Origin of the sequence: Ferrimonas marina (genome assembly GCF_900129905.1) — a bacterium.
Lineage (GTDB): Bacteria > Pseudomonadota > Gammaproteobacteria > Enterobacterales > Shewanellaceae > Ferrimonas > Ferrimonas marina.
Map to the genome: position 1 here is coordinate 103,091 of NZ_FQXG01000005.1, position 14,304 is coordinate 117,394.

Below are 14,304 nucleotides of genomic sequence, written 5' to 3' on the forward strand. Positions count from 1 at the left end.
ACAAGCAAAACCGTACCTCCTCTCTACGCTGCCTCACCGAAGAGGCGATCAGAACGGCTTGCCAAAGAAGAAATAGATGCTGCGGTTGCCGTCGTCGGTTTGGCCATAGGCAAAGGCCGCTGGCCCCCAACGGGTATCGGTACTGACAAAGGCGCTGCCGGCGTAGATCAGGTCATCCAGGGCCATGTCGTCCTTGCTGTCCCAGATATTGCCCGCCTCCGCGGAGGCACCAATGGAAACCGGCAGGGTGATGCCAAAGGGGGCATTGCTCAGGTCATAGCGGTAGATCAGGGTGCCCAGCCCCTTGTGATTGCCAAACAGGGCATCCTTGTAATAGCCGGACAGGTTAAGGAAGCCACCGATGGAGGTCAGCCGCGACAGCTGCAGCGAGTTTTGGTCCAGACTCTCCACCTCCACCTTGCCGGACACGGTGTGGGCACCCAAGCTGTAGGCACCACGCCAGCGTGCCTGGTAGGCCCACAACGACTGGTGCTCGGACCCGTCGATGCCGGAGGGCGGCAGGAAACGGGTATAGCTGTCCAGGTAGGCGGCACTTAACCGCCACTCCATCCCTCGGGTCGGGAACACACCATTATCCAGGGTATCGTAGCCCACCAGCAGCTCCGGCCCTTTGTAGTGGTAGTAGGCCAGCTTGGAGCTGTTGCCGGAGGGGATGGAGTCCAGCTCACCATCCTCGTAGCGATACAGCAGCTCCACTTGGGCGGCGCGGCCAAGATGCAGGCCCAGGCCGGCATAGAGATCGTGGCTGCTCTGGCGCAGGCTCTGGATCAGGTTGGCCTCGGTCTCCAGCACGTTCCAGCGCTGATTGATGTACTGGTAGCCCACCCGGCTAAACAGCATCTCGTTACGCCCCAGTGGCTGGTACAGCTCAGTGGCGAAGCGTTTGTTGGTCCCCAGGTTCAGCTCCGTGCGCCACTGGGTACGCAGGTCGAACAGGTTGTAGGCGCTGTACGCCACGTCGATGCCAAAATCCAGCTCCTCCTCGAAGTTGTCTTCGAAGCGCAGACCCAGGTCAAACACGTTGGGGCCCCAGTCCTTGTTGCGGGCACTGATCACCAGGGTGGCTTCATCGCCATGACGATCGATGCGCGCATCCACCCGCTCAAACTGGTTGAGGGCATAGACCCGGCTGATCGCCTCCTCCAGGGTGGCGCTGTCCAGCGCCGTGCCCAGCGGCAGATCCAATGCCTCCAGGATCACCGTGGGATCCACCCAGGAGGCGTTCTCCAGATCCACCGCGGTGATCACCGGCGCCTGATCAAACAGCGCCTCCCGCTTCTCGGTCTTTTCTGCCTGGTAACGCTGATAGGCGGCGGGGCTGACCTGGTAGGGCAGCAGCTGCGCCAGCATCTCCTGGGCAGCGTGCTCACCGCGCTGGATCATCAAAGGCATCTTGTCGAAATCGCTGGTGCCGACATCCCCAATGTCCGGCACGATCAAAAGATCCTTCTCCGACATCAGCGCCACCTGCTGATCCCGGGTCAGGTTGGTGAGGTAGCCCGACAGCTGGCTGAGCACATCGATCACCGAGTTGAGCTCATCCCGGCTGTGCAGCGGCGAGCCGATGTCCACGGCGATCACCACATCGGCGCCCATCGCCTTGACCACGTCCACCGGCAGGTTGTTGACCAAGCCACCGTCCACCAGCAGCTTATCCTCGTACTGGATCGGCGCCAGCGCGCCGGGCACCGTCATACTGGCCTGCATGGCGATCGCCAGGCTGCCCTGGTCAAATACCATGGCGGAGCGGTCGGTGAGATCCGTCGCTACGGTGCGAAGCGGGATGGGCAGCTGATCGAAATCCTCCACCGTGGGCACCGGTCCCAGCGAGCGGCGGATCAGCGAGGACATGGTCTGGCCCTGCAAGGCGCCCTTGGGCAGGGTGAATTCGCCCTCGTTAAACCCCACCTTGGTCTCTATGGGGTAATGATCGTAAAACGCCTTATCCCGGTAGATCCGCTGCTCCCGGGGGACGTCATCGGAGAAGCCGGTGTTGAAGTCCATCGAGCCGATGATCGCTTCAATCTCATCGGCGCTGTAGCCGACGGCATAGAGGGTGGCGACATAGGCCCCCATGGAGGTGCCGGCCAGATAGTCCACCGGGATCTGGTTGCGCTCCAGGGTCCGAAGCACGCCAATGTGTGCTGCGCCCTTGGCACCGCCGCCGGAGAGCACCACCCCGATCTTGGGTCGCTCCGCCACCGCGGTCATGGACACCCCCACCAGCATCAGCGCCAGCCATCGCCATCCCTGCATCATCTCGCTCCAAACTTGGTCTCACCTTCACAATAAAATACGGTTTTATTTGGAGGTTTTGAATCTTGATGGGGTAGCTTATTCAGCTAAGGGCAATCCGCGCCGTGGCAGCGCCTGCGGCAATGGGCTAAACCCACCACAACATCGGCAGCGTATCCCCGGTTCCAGCGGAGAAAGATCGAAGGAGAGAGTGATGGCGAAAACAAAGAGATTGGCTCGGCAGATCCTGGCTGCAGGGCTGGGGCTGCTGGCCCTGCTTAGTGGTTCAGCCAGCGCCGCCGTGGACCCTGAAGCCCTGCCGGCACTCAAGGCGATGCGGGTCAACGACGCCCAGGTGGTCACCGCCGGCCTGCCGACCCCAGAGCAGTTCACCGCCCTCAAGGCCGCCGGTATCGAACTGGTGATCGATCTGATCCCGCCGGATCACCCCCATGCTCCCACGCAGGAACCGGCCCAGGTGCGCGCCGCCGGCATGGTTTACGCCAACATCCCGGTGGACTGGCAGGCCCCCAGTTCGGATAACCTGGCCCGGTTTGCCGAGCTGATGCAGCAGTACCAGGGCAAGGGAGTCCTGGTGCACTGCATGGCCAACTACCGCGCCTCCGCCTTCTACTACCTCTACCAAAGTCAGCAGGGTCAGGGTGACATCGGCCTGCTGGAGCCCTGGGGCGATCTGGACCAGGCCTTTGCCGAGTATCCCCAGTGGCAGCGCTTTATCGAGCAGCATCGCACCACGGCCGACTCGAACGCTCGATAAGGCCCTAGCCGACGTATCCGCCGAAGATACGCCGAAGATACGCCGTTCAATACCCGCTTCACGCCATTGTTAGTCGCTTTTCGCTAGCCTGCTGCTTTGCATTGTTGATGACGAGGTGGGGATGCGAGGGGTCGTTTGGGGTTGTCTTTTGCTGAGCAGTGCTGTGCTGGGGGCAGAGGTAGCACCGCCAAAGCAGGCGATCCACTGGGGCATCGGCAGCGGTGTGATTGAGCACACCAGCGAGTTCGACGGCGATACCAGCAGCTCTTTCAGTTTTCAGCTGGGCTACCGCCGTGAACTGGCCCGTCACCTGCACTGGGAGGCCCAGGCACTGTACCTGCAAGGCGGTGCCATTGATTGGATGTTCGACTGGTTGGTACCGGAGCGGGTGGAGCCCAGCTACGTGGGCGCAGGCACCGGGCTGATGCTGTACTGGCCCCATGATCACTTGGCCCAGCTGACCCTGCGCGGCGGTGTCCAGCTCGGTGAGCTGACCGAGAAGATCCGCTACCAGGGTGACACCCAGGAGACCAGCTCGAGCTGGCACGGAGGCTATTATGGCGCCGCCGGGATCCGTCTGGCACCAACGCGCAAGTTTAGCTTTGGCCTGGAATACCAGCACTACGCCCTCTCCTCCCGCTACGACGCCGAGGCCGTTATGCTCAACTTCAGCCACCGCTGGTAAGCACGAACAGGTAAGCCCAAACAAAAACGGCCCCGCGATTGCGGGGCCATTTGGTAACGTGGCTTAACAGCGACGCTTACATCTTCACCATTTTGCGCTCGGCGGTGCCCCACTCAACGTGGTACATCTCACCGGCCGGCTGATCAGTACGCTCGAAGGTGTGCGCACCGAAGAAGTCACGCTGGCCCTGCAGCAGGTTGGCCGGCAGGGTTTCCAGGCGGTAGGCGTCGTAGTAGGACAGCGCTGAGCTGAAGGCCCCCACCGGGATCCCCATCATGGTGGCCTTGGCGATGGCCATACGCCAGTTGCCCTGGTGAGACTCGATCTGCTCAGCAAAGAACTGATCCACCAGCAGGTTAGCCAGCTCCTGGTCACGACCGTACGCGTCGGCGATGGACTGCAGGAATACGGCGCGGATGATGCAGCCGGCCCGCCAGATCTTGGCGATGGCGATGAAGTCCAGCTTCCAGCCATTGGCCTTGGCCGCCGCACTCATCAGCTGGAAGCCCTGGGCGTAGGCACAGATCTTGGAACAGTACAGGGCATCATGCAGCTGGGCGATGGTCTCCGCCTTCTCCTGCTCGCTCATCGGCGCTACTTGCGGGCCACGCAGTACCTTGGCAGCGGCAACGCGCTCGGTCTTCATGGCGGACATGGCACGGGCATACACCGCGGCGGTGATGGTCGGGGCTGGGGCCGCCAGCTCCAGACTGCTCATGGCGGTCCACATGCCGGTGCCCTTTTGGCCGGCGCGATCCATGATCACGTCCACCAGCGGCTGACCGCTGTGGCTGTCCTGCTGCTCCAGTACCTCGACACTGATCTCCATCAGGTAGCTGTCCAGCACACCCTGGTTCCACTGGCGGAACACCTCGGCGATCGCCTTGGGGGTCATATCCAGGGCATCGCGCATCACGTGGTAGGCTTCGCAAATCAGCTGCATGTCGGCGTACTCAATGCCGTTATGCACCATCTTGACGTAGTGACCGGCACCGTTGGGACCGATGTACTCAGCACAGGGCTCGCCTTCGGTGATCGGCTTGCCCGGGGCTGCGCCTTCGATGGGCTTGCCGGTTTGCGGGTCGACCTTGGCGGCGATCGCCTGCCACATCGGCTTGATGCGCTGCCAGGCACGCTCGTCACCAGAAGGCATCAGCGACGGTCCGAAACGGGCACCCGCCTCGCCACCGGACACGGCGGTGGAGAAGAACATGAACAGGCCAGCGTACTTCTTCTCACGGCGAACGGTGTCGCTCCACAGGCTGTTGCCGGTGTCGACCACGGTATCGTCCGGGCCGATGCCCGCTTCAATCAGCTTACGGCAGACGCTGTCCACCGGGGCACCAGCCGGTACCGACAGAACGATGGTACGCGGTGCCTTCACCTTGGCCAGTAGGTCGCCAAAAGAGCTGCAGCCCTGAACACGGGCTACGCCGTTGTTCTCCACCTGGTCCTGGGTCATGGCCGCATCGACTTTGCCGGCGTCCAGATCAAAGGCCGCCACCTGGAAGCCGTTGTCCGCCAGGTTCAGGGTCAGGCTTTTGCCCATTACCCCAAGGCCCACAAAACCGATATCGCACTGCGCCATGCTCGCTTCCCCTGAAAAAAAATTACAGCCAGTCAAAATTCGGGCAGGATTATACCCGCTGCAGCGGGTGAGCGTAAGTGTGAAACCACGTTAATTTCGGTTGCTGGCAGCAGGAGATGACTTTTTTGAACAAGGTCATGGTTTGCCCGCCGGACTCAGCGTAAAGATCACGCCTACCACCTAAAACGCCACACCAAGCAGGGTTGCGCGGCGCAACAGGAACTGATCGGGGGACCGACCCTCGTGATAAGTTGTGCATTTTCATCTCGTCACACTCACAAACGGCCAATTTGTGAACTTTTGTCTTGGGACTCTCGGTGGGCAGGGCGCCTCAGCAGGCTGAAAGATAATTACAGAAAAGGGTGCGCGAGCGATAATAAAACCCAGGAGAATTCGGCACTTAGCCATCTTCTCCTGGGTTGGTTAGCGCACCGTCTTTCGGGATGAGCGGCTTGGCTGCGTTGATCAGTCCAGGCTGAAGGTCACCGCGTCGCCAACGCGAATCGCCTCACCCTGGTGCGAGATCAGCACCGCGTTGCCACCAAAGTAAGCGCGTCCATCTGCCAGGGGATCCATCGCCATCAAAGTAGACAGCGGCTCCTTGCCCCCTATTCGCTCGCCGGTTTGCTGATCGATGGTGGTTACCGGGCAGCGCTCGCAAGGCTTGCGCAGCGCCAACCGCCAGTTGGGGCCCTGCAGGGTCAGCCGTTCCAACTCCTGGAACGGGCGCTCAAAGCCGTCGATCACCACATTGGCGCGAAAACGCGCCATCTCAACTGGCGAGCAGCCCTTGGCCTGCAACTGCTGATTGAGCCCGTCCAGGCTCTGCTGGGAGGCAACCAGGTAGGGGAAACCGTCGGCAAAGTGGGTACTGGAGCTTTCGCCGGCTTGCAGATACTTGGGCTTGATCGCCCGGGTCTGCTGCGGGTCAAAGCGCACCAGGCGCAGCGGCGCGCCACGAAAGGCCCCCAACTGCTCGGTCAGCCAGTGACTGGCCGCGGCCCCCTCATCCAGTGCCGGCATCTCGCTTTGCCACACCCTGATCGGCGTGCTGGCTTGCGGGCTTTGCTGCAGCGGCACAGCAAATCGCTGATCGCCGCAACGCAACAGCAGGCTGTCCTGGGTGATCTCGGTGGCGATGCGGGCCATCGCTGGCAGCTGCCGCTGGGTGACAAAGCGGCCGTTGGCATCCACCAGCATCCAGTGGCGGTCCCAGGGCAGGCCGGTCTCGGTCAGTGGCAGCTGATCGACGGCGATCCCCTGCAGGGACTTCACCGGGTAACGGTACAGTTGGGTGACTCGCAATGCCTTACCTCATTAATAGCCAGTGGCCGCAGCACCCTGGGCCGATAACAGTCGAGATCCGATCAACTGCTGCACTCTCCTTCGAGCACCGGCTGGGGCCGCTGGGTGTAGTTGTTGAAGGTCTTGTAGCGCAGGTAGCACACGCTGCTATCAAGCCCGGTCATCCGGATCCAGGCAAAATCCCGGTTTTCATCCTTGCAGCTAAAGCGACCGTCAGTGGAATCCTGTTTGCCGTTACTGCTCATGGCGGTGTCAGTCAGACCAAGGATATGGCAGATCTCCACACGGCTCAGGTAGCCCTTCTCCAGCCGATACTCCTTGTTATTGTCGTAGCTAAGGTACTGGTTACCATTGCTGTCGGTTCGTACCCGACTGGGGACCTGCTTGAGGGTGTCCACCTGAACCATGACCTGCTGAAGTTGGCCGCGAAGTTCATTGAGTACAGCAACCTGCGCATCCTGACGCAGGCTGATCTGGCGGCTATAAACCACCAGTGCCAGCACCGCCAGCACCACCACAACCGCCACCAACTCGATGAGGGTAAAGCCCCCCTGCTGCCTTCCTTTCATACAACCACTCCATGTACTGCTGCCCATCAATGGGAATTCCCACGCACAGTAACACCGAGTGTCCGTCAGGCCAATCCGTCTCTGCGTCTATCCCAGGCTGCGCAGCATCCGCAGCGGTGCCCAGCGCAATACCCAGCGCATCCAGGCCCAAGGCCAGCCGGGTACGAAGGCGTTATCCCCCTCTTTCTCAATCGCCTTGATGATGGCGCGGCAACCGGTTTCGGTGTCCACCATAAAGGGCACCTTATCGACCCGATCGTTGATCTCGCTCTGGATATAGCCAGGATGTACCGTGGTTACCTTGATGGGGGTATTGAGCAGATCCACCCGGATCCCCTCGCTCAAGCTGGTCAGCGCCGCCTTGGTGGCAGCGTACACCGTCATGGCGCGGCGAAAGCCCCGCACCGCACTGACCGAAGAGATGGTGACCAGGTGACCATGATTCTGTGCCCTGAACTGGGTCAGTGCCGCTTCACACTGGGCCAGTGCTGCGACAAAGTTGGTCTCCGCGGTCTGGCGATTGGCCTCGAAATGCCCGGTGCCCAGGGAAGCCCCTTTGCCCATGCCGGCGTTGACGATAACCCGGTCGATGCGACCGCCGAAGTCTTGAGCAAAGGCCTCGAACACCGCAAACACCTGTTCATGGTCGTTCACATCCAGGGCGCGGACATGCACCTGGATATCGGGGTAGGAGGTCTTTAGCTCCTGTTGCAGCGCTTCCAGCCGTTCGGTACGTCGGGCACACAGGGCCAGGTTTCGTCCCATGGCGGCAAACTGCCGCGCCATCTCCCAACCCAGGCCCGAACTGGCACCGGTGATCACTATGTTCTGTCGCACGATTTGATTGCCTCCTTGCTCAACTCTTGGCCAAGTTAGAGTCCTGAGCGGCACAAGTAAACCCCACCACTAAGCACAGCCCGGGGTCGCCACCAGCTCTGCCGGGCTAAACCCAAGCCATGAGGTCCACTCAGGGCAACAAAAAAGGCCCCGCGTGGGGCCTTTTTGCTGTTTAGAGTCCTACCGAGAGGCCACGTCGTGCCAGCAGGGCTTCCGGGCTAGGCGGCTGGCCACGGAAAGCGGTGTAGATGGACATCAGATCCTCGCTGTTGCCCTTGGCCAACACCTCCTTACGGAAGCGCTCGCCGGACTCACGACTCAGCCCGCCCTGTCGCTGCAGGTGGGCATAGGCATCGGCGGCCATGATCTCACTCCACAGGTAGGCGTAGTAGCTGGCCGAGTAGCCCCGGGCAAAGACATGGCCAAAGAAGGTGGAGCCGTAGCGCGGCGGGATCACCTCACTGGACAGGCCGTGGCGCGCCAGGGCTGCCGCGTCAAACTCTGCTACCGAGGGGATCTCCGCATCCGCCGCCAGCGAATGCCACTCCAGATCCAGCAGCGCCGCCGCCAGGTACTCCTGGGTGTCGAACCCCTTGTTGAACCGTTCCGCAGCCATCGCTTTGGCCAACAGCTGCGGCGGGATCGGCTCGCCGGTTTGATGGTGGAAGGCGTAGTTGGCGATCACCTCGGGGTGGAAGCGCCAGTCCTCCTGGAACTTGGCTGGGAACTCGGCAAAATCCCGTGGTACCGCGGTACCGGACAGGCTGCGGTAGGTCACGTCGGACAGCAGGCCATGAACCCCGTGGCCCATCTCATGGAACAGGGTGTTGACCTCTTTGGGGGTCAGCAGTTGCGGTTGCCCCTCCGGCGCCCGGGCGATGTTGGCTACGTTGAGCACCACCGGGCGACTGCCCTGCAGGTTGGACTGGTGAACGAAGTTGGCCATCCAGGCACCACCGCGCTTACCGGGGCGGGCAAAGAAGTCGCCGTAAAACAGGCCCAGCCCCTGGCCCTGTTCATCAAACACCTCGTAGACCAGCACATCCGGGTGGTAGACCGGCAGGTCGCTACGAGGCTCAAAACGGATGCCAAACAGCCGCTTCATGGTGTAGAACACCCCGTCCTCCAGCACCCGGTGGAACTCCAGATACTCGGAGACCTGTTTGCTGTCCAGCTCGTACTGGGTCTGGCGCACCCGCTCGGCGTAGTAGAGCCAATCCCAGGGGGCCAGTTCATGCTCGGCGCCGTCCCGGGTCATCTGTGCCCGCAACTGCTCGGCCTCGCGGCCACTGTTGGCCACCACATCGGCGGCCATGCTGCCCAACAGCGCCAGCGCCTGCTCCGGCTCACCGGCCATCTGCTTGTCCAGACGATAGCCAGCCCAATGGTCGTAGCCCAGCAGCTGTGCCTTTTCCGCCCGCGCCAGCATCAGCGCCGGAATGACGCTCTGGTTTTCGAACTCACCATCCACACCTCGCTCGGCGGAGGCACGCCATAAGCGCTCCCGCAGCGCGCGATTTTTCAGGTTGGCCAGGGCGGGCTGACGGGTGGTGCTTTTCAGGGTCAGCAAGAAGCGCTCCGGCGATCCGGCCCGCTCTGCTGCCCGCTGGGCTGAGCGGATCTGGCTATCGCTGAGACCGGCCAGATCCGCGATCTCATCCACCCAGACGCCGGCAGCGTCGGTGGCTCCCTGCAGGTTCTCACCGAAGCGGTTGGTCAGTTGGGCGATGGTGACATTGAGCTGCTGCACCCGCGCCCGGCTCTGCTCAGACAGGGCCGCCCCGGTGCGGACAAAGCGTTGATGGGTCTGCTCCAGTAGGCGGCGATCCTCGGGTGCCAGCTCCAGCTGGTCACGCTGCTGATAAAGCGCATCGATGCGACCAAACAGGGTCGGGTCCTGGTAGATGCTGTCGTTGTGTTCGGAGAAGCGGCGGGCGTAGCTGGCCTTCAGCGCCTTACGCTCCGGGTTATTGGCCACCGCCACCAGGTGGTTAAACACCCGACGGGCCCGCCGTAACAGCTCGCCACTTTGTTCCAGCGCGACAACGGTGTTGGCGAAGCTGGGGGCCTCTTGCTGGCCGATGATCGCCTCGATCTCCCGGCGGTGCTCCGCCATACCGGCATCAAACGCCGGGGCAAAGTGGTGGTGCTCAATGGCGGCAAAATCCGGGGTCTGGTACGGCAGTGTGCTGGCACTTTGGAAGGGGTTGCTCTGGGGCAACATATCGGTGGGCTTCACACTGGTGTCGGTGCTGGCAGCGTTATCACTGCAGCCCACCAATACCAACAGCGCGGCGCCCCAAATGCGAGTCCGCATGGTCATCATCCTTGTGAACATAAATTTCCTGGCTCCCCGATGCTGTTCGCCATGCGGTGATCGGGATCACGATTGACCTTACCCACAGCGAGGGTAGCCAGGCAAGTACCGATAAGGCGAACGGTGATTTTTCCCCCGCTTTCGCCATAAAAAAGGCCAGCCCGAAGGCTGGCCTTTTGATGCCATCAAGGATGGCTGGCTTAGAGGTTGATACCGCGACGGATCAACAGCGCCTCAGTGGTCGGCTCGGCACCCTTGAAGCCCTTGTAGGCCTCCATCAGGTCCTGGCTGTTGCCGACAGAGAGGATAGTCTTGCGGAACCACTCACCCTGCTCCTCGGTCAGACCGCCCTGCTCACGGACGTGGGCAAAGGCATCCGCCGCCAGGATCTCACTCCACATGTAGGCGTAGTAGCCTGCGGAGTAGCCACCAGCAAAGGTGTGGGCAAAGTAGGTGGACTTGTAGCGCGGCGGGATGTAGTTCAGCGCCACCCCGTTACGGGCCAGGGCTGCCGCTTCAAACTCGGCCACATCGTCGATCTGGGTGTTGGCATCGATGCTGTGCCACTCCATGTCCAGCAAGGCCGCTGCCAGGTACTCCAGGGTGTCAAAGCCCTGGTTGAACTTGGCCGCCGCCAGCACCTTCTCCAGCAAGGCCGGCGGAATGGTTTCGCCGGTCTCATAGTGCTTGGCGTAGTTGTTGATCACCTCGGGGTGGAAGGCCCAATCCTCCATGTAGGTGGAGGGGAACTCGACGAAGTCAGTGGATACCGCGGTGCCTGCCAGGCTCGGGTAGGTCACGTCGGAGAACAGACCGTGCACGCCATGGCCCATCTCATGGAACATGGTGGTGGCTTCATCGAAGGAGACCAGCTGCGGCTGACCTTTGGCGGCCTTGCGGATGTTCATCACGTTGACGATCACTGGCTTATTTTCCAGCAGGTGAGACTGGCCAACAAAGACGTTCATCCAGGCACCACCCCGCTTGCCCTGACGGGCAAAGTAGTCGGCATAGAACAGGCCCATGCTGCTACTGTCTTTGTCGAAGATCTCGTACACCTTCACATCTTCATGGTAAGCCGGGATGTCCGGACGGGCCTTGAAGGTGATGCCGAACTGGCGGGTCATGGTGTAGAACACACCGTCTTCCAGCACCCGGTTGAACTCCAGGTATTGGCTAACCTCGTCCTGGTCCAGGTTGTACTTCTGAGCGCGTACCTTCTCGCCGTAGTAGAACCAATCCCAGGGCTGCAGCTCAAAGTCGGCGCCTTCGGCCTTCATCAGGGCACGGATCTCATCCGCTTCCTTACCGGCGTTGGCGACCACCTTGGGCGCCATGGAGCCGAGCAGCTCCAGCACCGCTTCCGGCTTCTTCGCCATCTGGGTCTGCAGCTTGTACTCCGCCCAGCTGTTAAAGCCGAACAGGGCCGCCTTCTGGGCACGCAGTTGCGCCTGCTCCAGCACCAGGCCGCGGTTATCGAACTCGCCTTCGGTGGCACGGTAGGCAGAGGCCTTCCACACCTGCTCACGCAGGGCGCGATCTTCCAGGTCGATCAGCGCAGACTGACGGGTGGTGTTAGTCAGGGTGATCAGGTACTCGCCCTCGTAGCCGGCCTTGTTGGCGGCAGCAGCGGCGGCCTGGATCCGACCTTCGCTCAAACCCTTCAAGCGAGCCTTATCCTTGACCCGAACCGCGCCTTCCTGGCTGGCCTTGAGCAGGTTCTGGCCGTAGGTGGTGGAGAGGGTGGACAGTCGCTTGTTCAGCTCACGCACCTTCACCTTCTGCTCATCGGTCAGCTTGGCGCCGGCCAGCTCGAAGCGCTGATGCATCACCTCCAGCAGACGCAGGGACTCGCTGTCCAGGCCCAGCTCAGCGCGCTGTTGATACAGGCCATCGACACGCTGGAACAGGGCATCGTTGAGGTAGATGTTGTCGCTGTGCTCCGACATCTTAGGGCTGAACTCCGCCATCAGGGCGGTGCGCTCGTCATTGCCGGTGGAGCTGGCCAGGTTGTAGAACACCGAGGCGGTGCGGGTCAGCAGGGCGCCGCTCTTCTCCATCGCCACGATGGTGTTGTCGAAAGTGGCCGGATCCGGGTTATTGGCGATCAGCTCGATCTCCGCCAGGTGCTGGGCCATGCCCGCCTCAAACGCCGGCTTGAAGTGGCTGTCTTCGATCTGGGTGAAGTCCGGCGCCTGGTAGATCAGGCTGCTGGGGGCGGCAAAGGGGTTGTCAGGGCTCAAGGCAGTGGTCTCCTGGTGGTTCACAGTGCTCGAGCAGGCAGCCAGGGTCAGGGCCACGGTGGCCGCGATCAGGGACTTGGGTAGCATGGTAACGCTCCTTGTGGGTGTGCGGTTGTTGGCAGTTCCCGCCAACACGCTCTTATTGTTCTGAGCGATCGCTGAAACGAACTCGCTGCTGGCACCGTACCCACTGTTGGCTGCCCGCCATAGTCAAGGTGGTAACAAAATATGACGCCGCATTTACATTTGGCGTTGCGCGCTTTTTTCTTATGAGTTGGTGGAGTATTGCTCTGTTACGAACGGGCCTGGCGTGCCACCTTGGCCAGGTAACGGTCCAAGGCATTGCCAAACTGCTGGCGTTCGGTGGCGGAGAGCGGCGGTGGTCCACCGGTCTGTACGCCGGAGGCACGCATGGTGTCCATAAAGTCCCGCATGTTGAGCCGGGCCCGGATATTGTGCTCGGTGTAGAGCTCTCCGCGGGGGTTCAAGGCCTGGGCGCCCTTCTCAATCACCTCGGCAGCCAGAGGGATGTCGGCGGTGATCACAAGATCGCCAGGCTCGCAGCGGCGGACAATCTCGTTGTCGGCCACGTCAAAGCCCTGGGGCACCCGCAAGCTGCGGATATAGGCAGAGGGGGGCGTGGCGATGGACTGGTTGGCCACCAGGATCAGCGGCAGCTTGGCGCGCTCGGCGGCGCGGTAAAGGATCTCGCGGATCACCTTGGGACAGGCATCCGCATCAACATAGAGGCTCGGCACATCAGGGCCCTTTATCAATTGGGCCTGTCACCTTAGCTTTTCTGTTACCTGTGTTCCAGCTCAACGGTGGAGTGGCGCATGCGGTAATGGCTAAAGTAATCGCAGCTCATCATTTCGCGCAGTCGCTGCTCGTCCAGCACCTTGAGGCTGCGGTAGCCCTTCTCCAGGATCCCGGCCTTCACCAGCGGGCGGATCGCGCCATTGAAATACTGCCGGGTACTGCAGACGATGCGGCACCAGGTGTCGTCACTGAAGGGGATGGCGCCATTGCCCCGCTTGGTCCAGGCGTCGTTGATCAGCAGCACCGCCAGGTAAACAAAGTCCTTCTTCGGCAGCAGCTGTCGCAGCATCGCCGCTTCCTCAATGCGTACCGCGAGAAAGTTGGCGTGGGCATAGACAAAGTGGCTGATCCGTAGGTTCTTGGCCATCAATGGTCCGGACAGCTCGTAGGGCAGCAGGCGCACTGTCACCGGGGTGAGGCAGCGGGAGTGCATCAGGCTGGTGCCAAAGTTCTTGGCCTTCTCTGCCAAGATCAGGTTGCCGGACATCATCACATAGGAAATCCCGGCGCGGCCATCGGACAGCACGTGCTCTCGGGCGATGATGCCGTCTTCAATCAGGATAATGCCGGGAAAGTCCACCTCACCGCAGAAGGTCTTGCCTTCGGCCAGGTGCAACTGACGGGACGCCTTCAGCAAGGCGTCGATGTCGCTTTGAGTGCAGCCCATGGCACTCATCTGCTCTCTCCAGCTGCGGAACAGGCCCCGGCGCAGGCCGAGGATCACGCTCTCGGTCGAGGGGTAGGCGGATTTTTCTGAATTCATGTCACCAGCTTACTGTGCTCACCTGAGTCATAACCGGTCAATTACAAAAAGTGTCGCACACGCGCTATGAAAATGTCGCCCAGAAGACACTCCAACTGATCGCAACATCGTAGAGTAGTGAAAAACAGCATAAGCGCCATCATT

The 14,304-nt window shown here is 61.4% G+C and carries 11 protein-coding genes; 2 read left to right on the top strand and 9 right to left on the bottom strand.

Translation table 11 applies throughout. The annotated features are described in order from the left end of the window. Positions 1 to 48 precede the first annotated feature (48 nt). On the bottom strand, positions 49 to 2,277 hold the full coding sequence (locus BUC04_RS12850) for a patatin-like phospholipase family protein (protein ID WP_067661065.1): 2,229 nt from the start codon (positions 2,275 to 2,277) through the stop codon (positions 49 to 51). 193 nt (positions 2,278 to 2,470) lie between these two features. Between BUC04_RS12850 and BUC04_RS23950 the strand changes: the two genes are divergently transcribed. Together BUC04_RS23950 and BUC04_RS12860 are read left to right on the top strand one after the other, a co-directional pair. Further along, positions 2,471 to 3,034, top strand: a complete 564-nt coding sequence (locus BUC04_RS23950; RefSeq protein ID WP_159437695.1) for a protein tyrosine phosphatase family protein — start codon at positions 2,471 to 2,473, stop codon at positions 3,032 to 3,034. 121 nt (positions 3,035 to 3,155) lie between these two features. Further along, positions 3,156 to 3,719, top strand: a complete 564-nt coding sequence (locus tag BUC04_RS12860) for an outer membrane beta-barrel protein (protein WP_082766694.1) — start codon at positions 3,156 to 3,158, stop codon at positions 3,717 to 3,719. 76 nt (positions 3,720 to 3,795) lie between these two features. Here BUC04_RS12860 and gndA read toward each other — a convergent pair whose 3' ends face one another. From gndA to BUC04_RS12900, 8 genes are all read right to left on the bottom strand, one after another. Beyond that, positions 3,796 to 5,307 (bottom strand): NADP-dependent phosphogluconate dehydrogenase, encoded by a 1,512-nt coding sequence (gene gndA / locus BUC04_RS12865; RefSeq protein WP_067661059.1) that lies wholly within the window; start codon positions 5,305 to 5,307, stop codon positions 3,796 to 3,798. A 465-nt stretch (positions 5,308 to 5,772) separates the two neighbouring features. Beyond that, entirely contained in the window at positions 5,773 to 6,612 is an 840-nt protein-coding gene (locus BUC04_RS12870) for an MOSC domain-containing protein (RefSeq protein WP_067661058.1), read from the bottom strand. Positions 6,613 to 6,674: 62 nt separating this feature from the next. Further along, positions 6,675 to 7,181, bottom strand: coding sequence for a prepilin-type N-terminal cleavage/methylation domain-containing protein (locus BUC04_RS12875; RefSeq protein WP_067661055.1), 507 nt, complete (start codon positions 7,179 to 7,181; stop codon positions 6,675 to 6,677). Positions 7,182 to 7,268: 87 nt separating this feature from the next. After that, the gene (locus BUC04_RS12880) at positions 7,269 to 8,021 is read right to left on the bottom strand and encodes an SDR family oxidoreductase (RefSeq protein WP_067661263.1); all 753 of its coding nucleotides are present in this window, start codon (positions 8,019 to 8,021) and stop codon (positions 7,269 to 7,271) included. A gap of 169 nt (positions 8,022 to 8,190) precedes the next feature. Beyond that, complete coding sequence (locus BUC04_RS12885; RefSeq protein WP_067661261.1) at positions 8,191 to 10,341, bottom strand: M3 family metallopeptidase; 2,151 nt, start codon at positions 10,339 to 10,341, stop codon at positions 8,191 to 8,193. Between the two features lie 194 nt (positions 10,342 to 10,535). Next, on the bottom strand, positions 10,536 to 12,665 hold the full coding sequence (locus BUC04_RS12890; protein ID WP_067661054.1) for a M3 family metallopeptidase: 2,130 nt from the start codon (positions 12,663 to 12,665) through the stop codon (positions 10,536 to 10,538). A gap of 206 nt (positions 12,666 to 12,871) precedes the next feature. Then, complete coding sequence (locus BUC04_RS12895; RefSeq protein WP_067661053.1) at positions 12,872 to 13,336, bottom strand: YaiI/YqxD family protein; 465 nt, start codon at positions 13,334 to 13,336, stop codon at positions 12,872 to 12,874. Positions 13,337 to 13,380: 44 nt separating this feature from the next. Next, positions 13,381 to 14,160 (bottom strand): Crp/Fnr family transcriptional regulator, encoded by a 780-nt coding sequence (locus tag BUC04_RS12900; RefSeq protein ID WP_067661052.1) that lies wholly within the window; start codon positions 14,158 to 14,160, stop codon positions 13,381 to 13,383. Positions 14,161 to 14,304: the final 144 nt, after the last annotated feature.